Below are 15,032 nucleotides of genomic sequence, written 5' to 3'. Positions count from 1 at the left end.
TTACATAATTTTATAATAATATCAATGTAAAACAAAACCAATTACCTATTCTTTGACTTTAATAGACGGACTGTAATATGAAGTGCGACGCAGTTTCGATGTAATCGCTTGGGGATTATCCCGTAAAAAAAAACCAACTCCTGCTACTCGAAAAGGTAATAAAAATGCGGGTAGTACTGGCATGACTCTACAGTTAGGCAAATATTAAAACGTCATGCATATGTTGGTTATATAGTGGCGGGTAAAACAACTACTATCTCACCTCGAAACGACAAGCGACGAATAAATGCTGAAGAAATTGGATTATTGTTGAAAATTTACATAAACCAATCATTCAACGTGATCAATTTGAATTAGTTCAACAGCTTATTTCTTCACATAAACGAATCCGTTCACAATGCGGGGATGTAATTTTAACGTGATCGCTATGTATGCGGACATCAAAATAAGCATGAAAAATCGCTTACTTTGATAATTTCCGTCCAGTAGAAAAAGATTTAATCAAGGTTTCATTAAAAGATACCATTTCATTATACTTTGCAGATTTAAAACAGCAGAATTTGAAAAGTCACTTGATTCAAAGCTAAACTCTTTATAAAAGAATGAATTGTCGAGAGAAGCACCAATTTCTAATGAATTAGAAATCTAATGCAACGTAAACAAAAAGCGTTTGAAAAGCTTTTAGACGATAAAATCGACCAAGATGCCTATGATGGATTAATTGCTATTTTAAACCCACAAATCGATCAACTGAAAGTCGAATTAAAGGAATTACAAGCTGAATCAAAAACGACAGACGGTGCTATTAATGATTTGAAAGAATATGCACTAAATTATTTAGATATGAACGAGCCTCTCAAGGAATAACACCTATGATTTAGCTCAGTTCATTCGCAAAATAATTGTAAAAGCAGACGGCCAATTAGAGGTGCATTATCACACTTCTAAAACGTCTGCTTTTTATGTTTCAACAAATATTAATTTAACTATTTCAAAAGACACGTCTGAATAAAGTATATGTTTAAAAACACGCTTTAATAAGGTATTAGTCAGCAGTTCAGTATGAATAAACCCTTGCTAAAAAACAGGCCACAAACCCGCATTCCACCGTTGGGCGAATAAATAAACCCATGCTATAAACGGTCATTTTCTCGATTTCTTCCCCCACTTTTTATATCACGACTTTATTATAATCTGAATAATGTCTTGATATAAAAAAAGAGGAAAGGCTTGATGGAGCTGGGTTTTCCCCTTCTCCATTGAGCCCTTCCTCTTTTATCACATCTTTATTCGATTTTAAGCACGAGTTTATTACGAATAGCATGAGTTTATTCATTCTACAAAATCCCTAACCAACACCGCCACGGATTCTACGTGAACGGTGTGTGGGAACATATCAACCGGCTGAACTTCAGTTGTCCGGTACCCGCCATCCTCCAGCACACGCAGATCTCTCGCCAGTGTCGAAGGATTACAGGACACATATACGACTCGCTCCGGACGCATCTCTAGAATTGTATCCAGCAGTCTTGGATCGCAGCCCTTACGCGGCGGATCGACTACGATGACGTCTGGCGTAATGCCTTGTTCTTTCCACTGCGGAATAACATCCTCAGATGGGCCTGTTTCAAAGGTCGCATTCGTAATGCCATTCAGCTCAGCATTCTTCTTCGCATCCTCGATCGCTTCCTTCACAATCTCAACCCCGTACACATGCTCCGCATGCTGCGCGAGGAAGAGGGAGATTGTCCCGATTCCGCAATACGCATCGATAACGGTCTCTTTGCCGGTAAGGCCGGCATATTCTACGGTTTTGCCATAAAGCACTTCGGTTTGTACCGGGTTTACTTGGTAGAAGGAACGCGCCGAGATCGCAAACTTCACGTCTCCGATATAGTCATAGATCACTTCACTGCCCCATAGCACGCGGGTCACATCCCCGAAAATCACGTTCGTCTTCTTCGTGTTTACGTTCTGACAGATACTTGTCACCTGCGGAAGATGTTCACGGATGCCGCGAATCCATTCATCCTTCTCTGGGATGCTGTCTCCATTGGTAACAAGGACCAGCATCATTTCACCGGTACGGAACGCTTTCTTCACGACAACATGTCGCAGCAGTCCGCGCCCAGTCTCTTCGTTATATGCTCTAATCCCAACGCGGCGGCCGATCTCTTTGACACGCTCAACGACTTCATCGTTATGCTCATGCTGAATTAAGCAGCGCTCCATATCAACGATCCGGTGACTGCCTTTGGCATAAAAACCACCGATTAGGCCGCCTTCCATCTCGCCCATCGGCACCTGTGCTTTGTTCCGGTAACGCCAAGGCTCGTCCATACCAAGCGTAGGGAGAACGGTAATTCCAGCAAACGCATTTTGGGTATTTATCCATTCATGCACAGCCTTATCCCCACTGCTGTGTACAGTTTTGGTTCTTTCTCCAAGGTTATCCACCTGTGGATAACTGTTTCCAGCAGACGACATATTCACATCTTGATGGACGCGCACTTCATTATCCACGTTTTCGCCAGCGACATTCAGTTTCCCGATTCGCTTCAGATTATCTACCACCATCTGGCGTTTCCAATGAAGCTGTCCTTCGTAGCTCATATGCTGCAGCTGACAGCCGCCGCACTGTGCATAGATGGGACAAGGGGCGGAGACACGGTCTTTGCTTGCTTCTACAATCTCAAGCAGTTTCGCATATCCATACTGTTTCTTTGTCTTTAATACTTTGACGCGAACTTTCTCGCCAGGAAGCGCGCCCGCTACGAACAAGGTATACCCTTCCGCACGGCCAACTCCTTCGCCATCATGATTCATACCGATGATATCGATCACGGTCTCGTCGTTCTTCGCTACCGGCAAACCGAGCTCAGCCGCAATATTTCTTTCAGGCCTGTCCTTGCCGCCGCGATTACTGCCCGAACGCCCTCTTCCAGATCTTCTCTTCTCGGTTTTACGGCTTTCTCTACCTTCCAACTGTTCTGCCCTCGCTTTAGCAGCAGAAAAAGATGCCTCGCCTTCCGGCCGCATCTCTGTTCTTCCTCCATTCAGAACTTCCTTGTTACCTGATTTCGCTGTTACGTATCCTGTCTTCTCAGCCTTATCGCGTCCTCTGTCCTGACGAACTGCACTATTCTGTGGCTTCCCTGCATTTTCCATTCCCTCACGCTCTGTGTTCCGGCGGCTTTTTCCACGTCCGCTGCGGTTTGTATCCATATTAGTTAATTCCTCTTTCTATAGTAAAATTGATCATATCTCTCTTTATATCTTTCTTATCTGAAAATTTGAATGTGATGCGGCAGATTACGGAACGTTGCAGGCAGCTGTCCGCCCAGTTCTCCATCCAGGTTCAGTAGTACTTCACCTGGGGAGTTTACTTCCATATAATCCGTTTGAAAATGAATAACCTTCTTGTCGTTCAGATGTTCTCCGCGCAGTGCGAGCCTAACAAGGCGAATCATCTCCGGGAGATTACACTTCTTGAGAGCAATGACATCGAATAAACCATCGTCAATCGTAGCTCCTGGAGCGAGTTTCTCAAAACCGCCTACCGAGTTTGTGTTTGCGATGAGAAAGAGCATAAATTCATCATGAATATCTTCCTGCCCGTTCGCACGAATATACAGCTCCTGTGGAGCCAGGTTCGTCATTTTCTCCATGCCCTTCATATAATAAGCAAGCTGACCAATCATCGTCTTCAGTTTGCTTGGCACTTCATATGTGAGTTCCGTCAGCGTTCCGCCGCCGGCTATATTAATAAAATAACGATCATTCACAAGTCCAAGATCCACGGGACGGGTCTCTTGACGAATAACCATGTCGCAGTAATCTTCCCAGTGACGCGGAATTCCCATCGCTCTTGCGAAATCATTGGTAGTTCCGAGCGGAAAAATACCAAGCGGCGGTCTATTTTCTTTTTGGGCCATTCCGTTAATCACTTCATAGAGTGTACCGTCACCACCGGCTGCAATAATGAGGTCATAGCCGCGGTCAACTGCTTCCGAGGCTTCTCTCGTTGCATCGCCTTCACCCGTTGTTGCATGGCAGGAAGCTTCAATTCCACCTTCATCAAGACGCTGTAAGATAGATGCAAGTCTTCTTTTGGCTTCTTCCCGGCCCGAAGTCGGGTTATAAATTAATCTCGCTTTTTTCATCGTCATGATCCTTACGCCACCTACTTTTAGCAAATATCCGTTCCTTTTGTGCAGCATAGTTTCTTCTAAAGTATTCCCAACAAAAACGCTCTTTAGTGTCCCATATGCTTGTATCCCACGTACAGACACAGATAGTTCATTATACAACAAAAACCCAGCTGTCGTCACAAATCTGATTCGTGTAATCACATCAGGACAATCAGCCAGGCTATATTTTGTATTCACTATATTCATATAGTGCTTCTATTGTTCATTCTGCTGTCCGAGCTTTCCTATGAACGAGAGATTATGTCTTGCTGCATCGCGGCAACTTGTCTCTCAATCCAGGTATGAAGCAGCGGATGCGGAAGCAAGGTTTGTTCGCCGCTGTAGATGACTTCCACCCCATCAAGACGTTTTGGAATCACTACATTGGTAAAATATCCCGCACTTAGAAACAGCGGAACCGCAATCACGCGGTATCCTTGTTCTCGCCAGTAACTTGCACGTTCTTTGACCTGGTCTGGATTCAGTAGCGCATAATCTGCTTTTGCAGCGCCGCTGATCATGTGCACTCGCTCTGCAAGTGTTCCTAGACCCTGTTCCCAGCGCTGTAGGAAACCATCATGGCGACTTCCATGACCAATGAGCAGAATGACTTCGCGAGTTAGATCCTCCGAGAAGGACTTCACTTTATCCCAGACCATATCAGCTAGCAGAGGATCATCATGAAGCGGAGATCCGAAATGCAGTCTCGCTGAAATTCGAAAAGGGGCAAGATCCGTCTCCTTCTCAGGGGACGGCTTCGCGCCAAGAGCATACCCAATCTCATCCACATGCGTACTTCCCGCTGAAACAAACAAAGGGATTGCTAGAATATCCGTTACCCCTGCTGCTTCCAATCGGTCAATCCCATCCTGAATTCCTCTTCCTTCTACATTCTCGAGAAAAGAAGCTTCCACAAGAGCAGGTTGCATAAACGTAAGCTGCCCTACCGCCTCGTCTACAAGTTCTGTCCAGCCTGCATCCTTGGATCCATGGCTGATAATGAGAACGCCCTGTTTCATCCTAGCGTCCGAGGCGCTCCAGCGCCATTTTGTACCCGTCATTTCCGTAGTTCAGGCAGCGTTTCACACGAGAAATTGTCGCCGTGCTTGCTCCTGTCTCAGATTCGATCTGATTATACGTATTTCCTTTGCCTAGCATACGTGCTACTTCCAGACGCTGAGACAGTGACTGAATTTCGTTCACTGTGCACAAGTCATCAAAGAATACATAACACTCTTCGATATCTTTAAGTGTCAAAATCGCTTCAAATAATTGATCTATACTTCTATCATCTAGCTTTTTCAGCTGCATTATTTTATCATCCCCTAAGGTTATCTGATTACTTTCTCCATTGTACCTACCCTATGTAGGTATTTCAAGCGTTAACGGTTTCACGCGCTACAGAATAAAACCGTTAGTAACTCGGTTTCCCTGTCGCAGCACCACTACACATTATAACACAATAATTCTGCTGGCGAATGTATTTAAAAACTCGTCCACATTTTTCCTGTAACTCGAAACGAGAATTCTTATCCACAGTTCATGATGTGCACATCATGTGTGTATCTAGACCGTTAACACGTGTTTTGATCTCATCAATGCCTAGTAGGCAGCGGCCCAAATCCGCGATTATCACGGAAAAAAGCGGCTTTTCAAAAACCCTATAGGTTATTGTTACATATACTGTGGTAAATCATGTGCAAAGGAATGTGATGAACATGTCTCAGCAATACCATGGAAGACGCAGCCGGCAGGCTCGTGCTCTACGAGACCCGCAGCAGTATACCCCCTATCCAGGTATTCCACAGTACAATAATACTCAGCCCATGCCTGTTCCCTCGACTCCGCCTTATTCTTTGCAGGCCTATAATCAGCCCCAGATCGTACCTCAGCAACAAGGACCTCCTTTATATCCAACCCATAATTATGCTCAGCAAACCCCAGTATATCCCGCAAACCAAACAACACAAGAGGAGGCCGCTGTTACAGAAACAGCAGAAGCTGCTGCAGGAGGCGGAATTCTTAGCAGCTTAAGCGGACTCGGCGGCAATCTTAAAGAACTCAAAGGATTCATTGATCGTATGGGCGGGATTGATGGCATTATGGATGGAATGGGTAAAGTTCAAAGGGTCGTTAACGGAGTTCAGCAGATGGCTCCTATGTTCAAACTGGTTACAGGTCTTCTGCCATTCGGCGCTGCCGCAGCTGCAAAAGCAGCCACAGACAGTACTTCCCCTCCGCCCCCGCTATATGAGGAAGAATATTATACACCGAAACGGCGAAAAAAGAGAAAAAAATCAAATTCCAAAAGCAAAAGTGGTTCTTCTAAAAAATCCAGCAATAACTCTTCCGGTAAAAAAAAGAGTAACGCAGCGAAAACAAAGGCTTACTACCCCTCAGCAGCCAGAAGATATTAATTTCCGTAGTTCCCTACAAGACAGCTCATAAGAGCACCCTCGCTTATTTTAAGTGATGGGTGCTCTTGTGCTATTTTTCATCTATCTTTCACGTAGCGATCAATGATCAATCAAAATCTACTATTCATCTTCATAGCAGAGTTTTACTGAGTTAATAAAACCATCCTCGTTTTTTAAACCAGAAGATCATTCCTGCACTAAGCAGTCCCATACACAGAAGAACACTCAAATACCCATACTTTACTCTCAGCTCTGGCATGTGTTCAAAGTTCATCCCATAAATCCCTGCAATCAAAGTAAGCGGCATAAATATCGTTGTAATTACAGTGAGTGTTTTCATAATATTATTCATACGATTCGAATTCAGTGAGATATAACTGTCTCTGAGGTCCGCTGTCATTTCCCGGTCTGCTTCGAGCATATCGGTAAGCTTGAGCAGATGATCGTAGATATCTATAAAATACAGCTTATGCTCATTTCCACCTTGGATCCTGTGGGAATGAACTACCCGATATAACAAGTCTCTCATCGGCACAAAGGTCCTTCTCAGCCGCAGTAACCTGCTTCTGAGCATAAACACTTGATTCATGAGCTCATCAACAGGTTCATTACTGCTTCGTCCCTCCAGCTCCCCGAGCTCATCTTCTATAGCAAAGAGAATCGGGAAATACCCATCTACCAGCTTATCCATCACGGCATAAGCCACAGATACAGTAGCTTTACTCCAAATGGTTCGTTCTCCCGCATGTTCTGCAATTTGCTCCCACGCCTGATTCATTTCCTCCAGTTCATCATGATGATAGGAGACCAGGTAATTCGGGCCTAGAAATAAATCCACCTCAAGCGGCTCTGCATCTCCTATGCGAAGGGCGTGCAGTACGAGAAAATAAACATCGTCATAATAATCAAGCTTAGGACGCTGAAGTACATGCAGACAATCTTCAACAGCCAGAGGATGAAAATGAAAATAGTCAGTAAGCAGCTGAGTTTCTTCTTCGGTTGGACGGCTAAAGTCGGCCCATACAAATGTGTAATCCTGAAGATTCATCTCCTGCAGCGGCTGATTCATGACAACCTCATGCTCCTGAGTTATTGCCAGTGTACGAATCAAGGGAGCTTCCCCTCCATTTCCCGTGTCCATTCCTAGAAGTTATGTACTTATTCTTTATTACACTCTATAAACCTGTAACTGAACACTATGTTATTCACAAACGAACAAGATCTCTAGCCCACCTTGGCTGTCCACAAGTGGATAACTTCTATAATGCTATTATCTTCAGGAAAATGTCCCCATATTCACAGAGTTATGAACATTTTCCACATAAAGGCGTAAAGAACCCAAATCACTCGTAATAAAGTATCCACACTTTACGAGTGATTTGGGTTCTTCCTATATATAAAATCGCAGTTATGATGTTTAGAAGAACAAGTACATAATTAGACCTGCAAGAACTCCGGTAATCGGGATCGTAATAAACCAAGTAACTACAATCCGTCCTGCAAGGGACCATTTAACAGCAGAAAAACGTTTTGCAGAACCCACACCGAGAATAGAAGAAGTTATCGCATGTGTTGTACTTACAGGCAAGTGAAGCAGTGTAGCCGTGAAAATAACAGAAGCTGCCGATAAATCAGCTGCAAATCCGTTAATGGGCTCAATTTTGAAAATTTTCGTACCCATCGTCTTGATAATTTTCCAACCGCCAATGGCTGTACCGCCCGCCATCGCTGTTGCAGCTGCAATTTTAACCCACAGCGGAACTTCCATGTTATCCTGAACACCGCCAGCAACAAGGGCAAATGTAATAATCCCCATCGCTTTTTGTGCGTCGTTCGTTCCGTGTGTAAAAGATTGCAGGGCAGCTGTGAAAATTTGTACGGTACGGAATCCCTTATTGACCGTATGTGGACTGCGCTTCGCAAAAATATACTTCAGAATCGTCATAACCACGTAACCAATCGCAAAAGCGATAATCGGCGACAAAACCAAACCTTCCACAATGCTGGTAAAACCTGACCAGTTCAGTTTTCCAGGTTCGCTGATGAATACAGCGCCTGCCAGTGCACCAATCAGCGCATGGGAAGAGGAAGACGGAAGTCCGAACCACCAAGTGACCAAATTCCAAATAATCGCGGCAATGAGCGTCGCTATGACAATATTGATCCCGTTATCTAGTTTCGTGGGATCAGCTACGCTTCCCCCAATTGTTTTGGCTACCCCTGTGAATAAGAGGGCTCCAATAAAGTTCATACTGGCTGCGAGGAGAATCGCACGACGCGGCGTCAATGCACGGGTAGATACCGAAGTTGCTATGGCATTTGCTGTATCATGAAATCCATTGATAAAGTCAAAGGCCAAAGCCAAAAAGACGACGATCCCTAGAATCCAGAGTGGAGTTGTTATATCCATATCTCACATACTCCTTATGAATTCCGCATAATGATAGACTCAAGACAGTTAGCTACATGTTCACAAGAATCTGTAGTTGTCTCAAGGCGCTCGTAGATTTCTTTACGCTTAATCAGCTCGATTGGATCCTGTACGGAAGCAAACAAGTTTTTAGTACAGATACGAAGAAGCTCGTCTCCTTGATTCTCCAGATCATTCAGGCGAATCGTATACTCACGAATCGCGAGCAATTTTTTCTGTGACAAGAGGTGAACTGCCTTCTGAATTTCGTAAGCAGACTCACGAAGGATTTCGGCGAACTGAATGATATACTCGTCAGCTTCTTTCAGATCGTACATGTAGAAACGGGAAGCCGTTGCTTCAAGTCCATCGAGTACATCGTCAAGTGTTGTCGCCAGAGCCATAATATCATCACGTTCAATCGGTGTGATAAATGTCTTGTTAAGCTCTTTGATGATCGTATGCGTATAGTTGTCGCACTCGGTCTCGTACTTTTTCATTTGGTCAGTGAACTGAACCATGTTACTTAAATCGCCGGTGTTCTGTGCAAAGTAGTCTGCAGCTTGTACAACGGTATTTGCCATATTTTCGAGTGACTCGAAAAAAATATCTTTTTTCTTCTTAAAAGCCATTTTTATATCCCCTTCACAGAAAGATTACGTGAAATTTTAATGAAAAGAAATGACAACAAGTGATATCTTATCACACTTTTCATTGTGTTTACATCAAAAACGAACGATTTTTACAATTGAATTCGTCAACTTTTGTCATAGGCTGACCAGTGCTGACACATTTTATCCAAATACTGTTTATAACGTATAACATTAACTTCTTTCTATTCCCCTTTTCTTCCTTTCAAAGAAAATAAGCTAATCCTTTAATCCGTCAGGACCTAAGAGGCTTAGCTTTGTAAAGAACATGGTATATGAGTACATTTGTGATTCTACTTTATATTAAGGTGTACGGATTAGGACATGCTCATCAAGCGGCGGTACGTTTGTCACAATGCTTATGAAGGTTTTTCCAGGCACAAGCGGCAGTTCCTTGCCTTCTCTTGTTATACGAATAAGATCCCCCGTTTTCTTAGACCATGTCGCATGAATTGCTTTCCCTTGCTGAAATAATATCGCATCTCCGCCAGAAGTAAGATCAACACTCAGTCTCCCAACATCGTCGAGTACTTTATGCGCTGTGGATAGTACGATAATGTTGGAAGCTGCGAGTCTCTCCCCATTATCTGCATCGATATCCTCTTTTCCCTCCACGCTTCTTAAATACGTACTCGTAGATTTGTCATAGTCATAACTTACCTTGTAACTGCTGGTTAAATAGGTAATATCAAAATGGAGAGCTTCTTCTCCCTCCACCTGCGCTCCTTCTTCTAAATAGTTATACACAGGTGATTTATTCTCTTCTGAATATCCCCGTTTCACAGCAGCTTCTCTCAGCTGATCCAGCGATGAATATAAATTATGGGGTGCCTTACGATCACTGCTTCGGAAATAGTAGGGACCTGCGTTCGAAATTTCATCGAGATAAGGCTTGTCCTGGTTTTGCAAAATAGAATAGGCTGCCTGACTACCTCCAGCATGAGCAAGAATACTGCCATAGCTCTCTCCAATTTCTATCAGATAAGGGCGAATGCTGCGAATCGGACCTATCGTTTCCGTCGTACCCTCACTTTGGAAAATAGCAATCAGCCGGGTGATACCACCCTCAGCAAGCACTTCATAGATCTTATCGGCATGACTTAGACCTGATTGTGGTCTTGCAGCCGGGGCATTATTAATCATCACCGCAACGGGTCTTTTCACAGCAGGTTCTTCTACTTTCATCCCCGTTAAAGGAGCCGTATAAGCGTAGTCTGGCTCTAGATTCTCTTGGGGCGAATCTATTGAATCTATTGATTCCGTTGGTGCTTCCATTTCAAGCGTTGAAGGTTCCGCAAGTTCTGATGATTCAGCACGGCAGGCTGTCGTTAGAAGCACAACCAATAAGAACATCCATAACGTCACAAGTCTCCATTTTTTATGCAACCGATTTTTCCCCCTCCGTTTGTCCACTCTAATGAACATGGTTATCTCATTTATTTAATCACACCAGCAGAGGTTTTGTCCCTATTTGTTGTAATTTTGGAAATAACAATGATGGAAAATGGAGTAAATAAATTCTTTTTTTGTTTGTGAAAAACATCACAACCATGATATGGAATTTATTTTATTATAAAGACATCGAAAGAGTGATCACTTTTACAGCAAAAAAAATCAGTTCAGCAATAAGCAACCGCAACTTGGATGCTCGGTAATATCTTTATAGACCATAAAAAAATGAATGGAGTGGTTTCTATGTTTACAACATGGATTAGAGAAAATAAAGTAGCAATGTGGTTACTAACAGTACTGCGGATCTATATCGGTTATGATTGGATGACTCACGGATGGGCTAAACTTACCAGCGGAGGTTTTGATGCAAGTGGCTTTATCGGCTATGCGATCACCAATTCGACTGGTGAGGGTGCAACTGTTCAAGGTTGGTGGGGAAGCTTCCTTCAAAGCTTTGCTCTACCAAATGTAGGACTATTCAACGTCCTTGTACCGCTTGGTGAGTTCCTTGTTGGTGTTGGTCTTATCCTTGGATGTTTCACTACTTTCGCTGTACTGATGGCAATGGTGATGAACTTCGCTTTCCTCTTCTCGGGTACGGTAAGCACGAATGCACAACTGATCTTGCTTCAAATGTTTATCCTGGTTGCTGGATTTAACGCAGGTAAAATCGGTCTTGATAACTGGGTGGTTCCTTACATCCGCGGTCTGTTTGGTAAATTCAGAAATAAAGACAAGGTAGTTCACATTAAAACACAGCAAAATTATCAATAGAAATAATAACAAGTTCCCTGAATACGGGAGCTTGTTTTTTTGCCTCAATATACGCTTTGCCTATGTTATAATTTTTGTTAAAGAAAAGTCTATCGTTTCCTAATAAACCACCTGGAGGTGTGTATATGGCTGTTAATCGCCGCCTGAATACCGATGCTGACTTCGAAGAAGCCATGAACGGCAAGAGGCAAATTCGCGTATTTCAAGATAATCATCAGATCAATAACGGAGGACAGATTATTCGGTTTGATCAGAAAACGATCGTGATTCAGTCAAGTGTCAGTGACCTGGCCTATCATGGACGGAATGAATGTGAATTCTTCGAGATCAAAAAGTAATTCTGTTTAAATGATAAGAAAGGCATCCCGTTTGATTAGGGATGCCTTGTTTTATTTTATAAAAGTAAGACTTACGTTGTTCCAAACTGCCAGCAGTTCAAGCTGAGACTGCCATATTGATAGGCCTGAAATTTCCTTTCCGCCTTTCGATCTGCATCAGCTGCGCCCATTGCATAGAACAAAGGAGCAAAGTGCTCTGAAGCATAAGAAGGAACGGCATCCTGAGCATTAGGTGCTTTTCTCTCATAAGCAAACAATTCCCTAAGGTTCCACTGTTCAAGACGCTCTGCAACCCATTCATCAAATTCCACTGCCCAGGCCTCAGGCTCGTCTTGCTGACTCAGCTTCCTCAAATTATGAACTAGTCCTCCGCTGCCAATCAGTAAAATCCCTTCATCTCGAAGCGGGGCCAGCATACGTCCAATATGATATTGTTCCTCCGGAGAACGCTGTGAATCTACAGATAAGGCGACTACCGGAATGTTCGCTTCCGGAAACATATGACGAAGAATGACCCATACCCCATGATCGAGTCCTCTGTCCTTGAGTGGTTTTACAGGAAGGTTTGCTTCCTTAAAAATTTCGCATATTCTCGTAGATAATTCAGGATCACCTTGAGCGGGATAATCCAGTTCATACATCTCGCTAGGAAAACCATAAAAATCATGCATCGTGGAATGATGCTCGTCCATCGATACGGTCTGTACAGGCTCATCGAAATGCGCCGAAAAAACGGCAATGCCTTTGGGAAGCGGCATACGGGTACCGAGTTCTCTCAGGAAAGCAGTATACTCGTTATCCTCCACCGCAAGGTTAGGTGAACCGTGAGCTATAAACAATGTAGGTAAGGTCATCGCTGCCAAGCCTCCAGACACAAGTATAATGGTTGCCCCTTTATTTTAACGCTAGAATGTAAGAATTCCAATCATTTTCAGGGAGAATTTCATAATTTTTCATCAGATCATCCAGTGCTGCCAGTCCTCGTCGATCCGATTCTGTTCAGCAAGCCAGGCACGGGTACGTTTGATAAGCTGCTCACGCTCTGGTCCCGATGAATAGGTATGATTTCCCTGGAAAATAATATCTTTATCACAGCGCCCCGTGGAACGCATCCAAAATATTTTCTGATATAAAAAAGCATAATCGACCGGAATGGTATCATCGCTTGTTCCATGCGCAATAAGTACATCTCCCGTAAATTTAACTGCCTCCTGAAACGGCTGAAACTGAGCCAGCGAATCAAAGAACACCGGATTAAAATTATAACCGAGATGATCTGCGCTTCCTTCTTTTACAGATTGATTATAGGTACTGCGGCCCGTAATCTTCACGATATCACTAAACGGATAACCTACTGCTGACCACATGATTAGTCTATTCACACGCTTATCTCTCACCGCTGTAAGCAGTGCTGTTGCTCCGCCAAGGCTGTGTCCCAAAAGCGTAATTCTCTTAGGATCAACGTCACAGCACTGGATGGCATAATCGAGAACTGTGCGTGTCTGATTAATCATCGATTCAAGGCCTTCTGCTCCATACTCTCCGCTGCTTTCACCGCACCCAATGTAATCAAAACGAAGCACTAAATATCCATCTTCCGCAAGTTCTCGGCCCGTTTTTACAAAAAGACGATCCACACCAATCCGGCTGCCTACAAAGCCGTGACATATGATAATAAGCGGTACACGTGAAGGACGTTCTCCTTCTTGCAGTTCAGGTACAACAGGATAATGAATCGTTGCAGCCAGTTCTTCCTCACCGTGACGAATAACAATTTGTCTTTCCATAAAAGAGCCTCCTAAGCATGAAATATATCTATTTATTTAAATCCGATAGGTTTAATGTGAATTAAAGTAAAATTAGTGTAGCATCCACCTGCTAAAAAAGTCAATCAAACCTTTTTCTGTATCCATTTTTGCGAATTAAGATATCCTCCCGTATAATTTATGAGCAGAGCCTGTACTCCGAAGGAGAGAACACGAATGAAACCGAACAACAAACAGATCATGCTGCTCCGTAATCGCAGGAATACTTTTCTAGGACAGATGCAGGAAAGTACCTTAGCCTTTTATGAGTCTTTCTCTAGGAATGTCAGTGACACGCCTATTCCAGCACAGAAGCAGGAAGAACTGCTCCTCGATGCTGCTAAGCGCCTTGTAGAAGCACAAAACAAAGGGGATGCACCTGAATCCATCTATGAAGGTAATCAGCTGGGATACATAAAAGAACTAGAACAGAAATACAGACCGCAAACGGATACGGAGCGGACTTCACCAAAGGATACGAAATCTAAAATTCCATCTTCTGCGACAGAGGGAGAAACAAGAGGCATTTCATTCAATTTACTGATTGCTTGGTCAGCGATTTCGATTGTTTTTGTACTTATGGGATTTATCGGATTCGTAACAAAATGGAGCGGTGAGGACCCGACTCCCTATACTCGGATCAGCTTATTTACTTTAACTCTTATCGCAGGCGGAGCCATTGTACTGATTCAGGTACTGCTTTCTTTCAATAACGAGACCGATGATGTTCAATCCTCTGTAAGAAAAAAAGGGTTTCAGCTTGCATCTATGCTCAAATATCTCATCGTCGTTGTAGTGATTCTACTACTAGGATATACACTCGGAAGGGTCCTTCCGATTATCGAGCTTTCTTCTATCACATTTCTCATCATCGGACTTATTGCTCTCCTCTTGATCTATCCAATCTTTGTTCGTAAACGAAAAAAATAAAACAAAAGGCTGCCAACGTATCGATAGGTAACGATACGTTGGCAGCCTCTTAATATAGGATAAGAG

General features: G+C 43.4%; 16 protein-coding genes and 1 pseudogene. 7 read left to right on the top strand and 10 right to left on the bottom strand.

What is annotated here, in order from left to right; all coding sequences use genetic code 11:
* Positions 1-189: 189 nt before the first annotated feature.
* The 3 genes and pseudogenes from GQY27_RS22070 to GQY27_RS09805 all read left to right on the top strand — a co-directional run.
* Positions 190-357: pseudogene (locus GQY27_RS22070) on the top strand (hypothetical protein); the annotation flags it as partial.
* Positions 303-422 carry a hypothetical protein gene (locus tag GQY27_RS22065; RefSeq protein WP_442950900.1) on the top strand — a complete coding sequence of 40 codons (120 nt, stop codon included), beginning with the start codon at positions 303-305 and terminating at the stop codon, positions 420-422. The pseudogene GQY27_RS22070 and the gene GQY27_RS22065, both read left to right, overlap by 55 nt.
* A gap of 226 nt (positions 423-648) precedes the next feature.
* Entirely contained in the window at positions 649-867 is a 219-nt protein-coding gene (locus tag GQY27_RS09805; RefSeq protein WP_160033771.1) for a hypothetical protein, read from the top strand.
* Between the two features lie 465 nt (positions 868-1,332).
* Here GQY27_RS09805 and rlmD read toward each other — a convergent pair whose 3' ends face one another.
* The 4 genes from rlmD to GQY27_RS09785 all read right to left on the bottom strand — a co-directional run bounded on the left by rlmD (position 1,333) and on the right by GQY27_RS09785 (position 5,501).
* Positions 1,333-3,225: a 23S rRNA (uracil(1939)-C(5))-methyltransferase RlmD gene (rlmD, locus tag GQY27_RS09800; protein ID WP_201450714.1), complete on the bottom strand. Its 1,893-nt coding sequence runs from the start codon at positions 3,223-3,225 to the stop codon at positions 1,333-1,335.
* Between the two features lie 56 nt (positions 3,226-3,281).
* The gene (locus GQY27_RS09795; protein ID WP_160034005.1) at positions 3,282-4,163 is read right to left on the bottom strand and encodes a diacylglycerol kinase; all 882 of its coding nucleotides are present in this window, start codon (positions 4,161-4,163) and stop codon (positions 3,282-3,284) included.
* A gap of 272 nt (positions 4,164-4,435) precedes the next feature.
* Positions 4,436-5,209, bottom strand: coding sequence for a sirohydrochlorin chelatase (locus GQY27_RS09790; RefSeq protein WP_160033769.1), 774 nt, complete (start codon positions 5,207-5,209; stop codon positions 4,436-4,438).
* Position 5,210: 1 nt separating this feature from the next.
* Positions 5,211-5,501 carry a YerC/YecD family TrpR-related protein gene (locus GQY27_RS09785; protein WP_160033767.1) on the bottom strand — a complete coding sequence of 97 codons (291 nt, stop codon included), beginning with the start codon at positions 5,499-5,501 and terminating at the stop codon, positions 5,211-5,213.
* A 407-nt stretch (positions 5,502-5,908) separates the two neighbouring features.
* Between GQY27_RS09785 and GQY27_RS09780 the strand changes: the two genes are divergently transcribed.
* On the top strand, positions 5,909-6,607 hold the full coding sequence (locus GQY27_RS09780) for a hypothetical protein (RefSeq protein WP_160033765.1): 699 nt from the start codon (positions 5,909-5,911) through the stop codon (positions 6,605-6,607).
* A gap of 151 nt (positions 6,608-6,758) precedes the next feature.
* Here the strand turns inward: GQY27_RS09780 and corA are convergent, their stop codons facing one another.
* The 4 genes from corA to GQY27_RS09760 all read right to left on the bottom strand — a co-directional run bounded on the left by corA (position 6,759) and on the right by GQY27_RS09760 (position 11,053).
* Entirely contained in the window at positions 6,759-7,718 is a 960-nt protein-coding gene (corA, locus tag GQY27_RS09775) for a magnesium/cobalt transporter CorA (RefSeq protein WP_160033763.1), read from the bottom strand.
* Between the two features lie 306 nt (positions 7,719-8,024).
* Positions 8,025-9,017, bottom strand: a complete 993-nt coding sequence (locus GQY27_RS09770; protein ID WP_442950898.1) for an inorganic phosphate transporter — start codon at positions 9,015-9,017, stop codon at positions 8,025-8,027.
* A gap of 14 nt (positions 9,018-9,031) precedes the next feature.
* On the bottom strand, positions 9,032-9,649 hold the full coding sequence (locus GQY27_RS09765; RefSeq protein ID WP_201450713.1) for a DUF47 domain-containing protein: 618 nt from the start codon (positions 9,647-9,649) through the stop codon (positions 9,032-9,034).
* Positions 9,650-9,970: 321 nt separating this feature from the next.
* Positions 9,971-11,053: a DUF3048 domain-containing protein gene (locus GQY27_RS09760; RefSeq protein ID WP_236570542.1), complete on the bottom strand. Its 1,083-nt coding sequence runs from the start codon at positions 11,051-11,053 to the stop codon at positions 9,971-9,973.
* A 309-nt stretch (positions 11,054-11,362) separates the two neighbouring features.
* Here GQY27_RS09760 and GQY27_RS09755 point away from each other — a divergent pair, with 309 nt between their 5' ends.
* Positions 11,363-11,893, top strand: coding sequence for a DoxX family protein (locus GQY27_RS09755; protein WP_160033761.1), 531 nt, complete (start codon positions 11,363-11,365; stop codon positions 11,891-11,893).
* Positions 11,894-12,018: 125 nt separating this feature from the next.
* Complete coding sequence (locus GQY27_RS09750; protein WP_160033759.1) at positions 12,019-12,231, top strand: hypothetical protein; 213 nt, start codon at positions 12,019-12,021, stop codon at positions 12,229-12,231.
* A 71-nt stretch (positions 12,232-12,302) separates the two neighbouring features.
* Here the strand turns inward: GQY27_RS09750 and GQY27_RS09745 are convergent, their stop codons facing one another.
* Together GQY27_RS09745 and GQY27_RS09740 are read right to left on the bottom strand one after the other, a co-directional pair.
* Positions 12,303-13,085, bottom strand: coding sequence for a DODA-type extradiol aromatic ring-opening family dioxygenase (locus GQY27_RS09745; RefSeq protein WP_160033757.1), 783 nt, complete (start codon positions 13,083-13,085; stop codon positions 12,303-12,305).
* Positions 13,086-13,187: 102 nt separating this feature from the next.
* A complete protein-coding gene (locus GQY27_RS09740; protein WP_160033755.1) occupies positions 13,188-14,018 on the bottom strand; it encodes an alpha/beta hydrolase family protein in 831 nt (276 codons plus the stop codon).
* A 195-nt stretch (positions 14,019-14,213) separates the two neighbouring features.
* Between GQY27_RS09740 and GQY27_RS09735 the strand changes: the two genes are divergently transcribed.
* Positions 14,214-14,966 (top strand): DUF1129 family protein, encoded by a 753-nt coding sequence (locus tag GQY27_RS09735; protein ID WP_160033753.1) that lies wholly within the window; start codon positions 14,214-14,216, stop codon positions 14,964-14,966.
* The last annotated feature ends 66 nt before the right edge of the window (positions 14,967-15,032 follow it).

The organism is Paenibacillus sp. An7, from assembly GCF_009870785.1.
In the GTDB taxonomy this organism is placed as follows: Bacteria; Bacillota; Bacilli; order Paenibacillales; family Paenibacillaceae; genus Paenibacillus.
The sequence above is the reverse complement of the archived record's forward strand: the minus strand, read 5'-3'. Positions and strand labels throughout refer to the sequence as shown.

Bases quoted from the DNA above. Each gene is read 5' to 3' on its own strand.
- GQY27_RS09805 (WP_160033771.1), top strand. From the start codon at position 649: ATGCAACGTAAACAAAAAGCGTTTGAAAAGCTTTTAGACGATAAAATC.
- rlmD (WP_201450714.1), bottom strand. From the start codon at position 3,225: ATGGATACAAACCGCAGCGGACGTGGAAAAAGCCGCCGGAACACAGAG.
- GQY27_RS09795 (WP_160034005.1), bottom strand. From the start codon at position 4,163: ATGAAAAAAGCGAGATTAATTTATAACCCGACTTCGGGCCGGGAAGAA.
- GQY27_RS09790 (WP_160033769.1), bottom strand. From the start codon at position 5,209: ATGAAACAGGGCGTTCTCATTATCAGCCATGGATCCAAGGATGCAGGC.
- GQY27_RS09785 (WP_160033767.1), bottom strand. From the start codon at position 5,501: ATGCAGCTGAAAAAGCTAGATGATAGAAGTATAGATCAATTATTTGAA.
- GQY27_RS09780 (WP_160033765.1), top strand. From the start codon at position 5,909: ATGTCTCAGCAATACCATGGAAGACGCAGCCGGCAGGCTCGTGCTCTA.
- GQY27_RS09770 (WP_442950898.1), bottom strand. From the start codon at position 9,017: ATGGATATAACAACTCCACTCTGGATTCTAGGGATCGTCGTCTTTTTG.
- GQY27_RS09765 (WP_201450713.1), bottom strand. From the start codon at position 9,649: ATGGCTTTTAAGAAGAAAAAAGATATTTTTTTCGAGTCACTCGAAAAT.
- GQY27_RS09755 (WP_160033761.1), top strand. From the start codon at position 11,363: ATGTTTACAACATGGATTAGAGAAAATAAAGTAGCAATGTGGTTACTA.
- GQY27_RS09750 (WP_160033759.1), top strand. From the start codon at position 12,019: ATGGCTGTTAATCGCCGCCTGAATACCGATGCTGACTTCGAAGAAGCC.
- GQY27_RS09745 (WP_160033757.1), bottom strand. From the start codon at position 13,085: ATGACCTTACCTACATTGTTTATAGCTCACGGTTCACCTAACCTTGCG.
- GQY27_RS09740 (WP_160033755.1), bottom strand. From the start codon at position 14,018: ATGGAAAGACAAATTGTTATTCGTCACGGTGAGGAAGAACTGGCTGCA.
- GQY27_RS09735 (WP_160033753.1), top strand. From the start codon at position 14,214: ATGAAACCGAACAACAAACAGATCATGCTGCTCCGTAATCGCAGGAAT.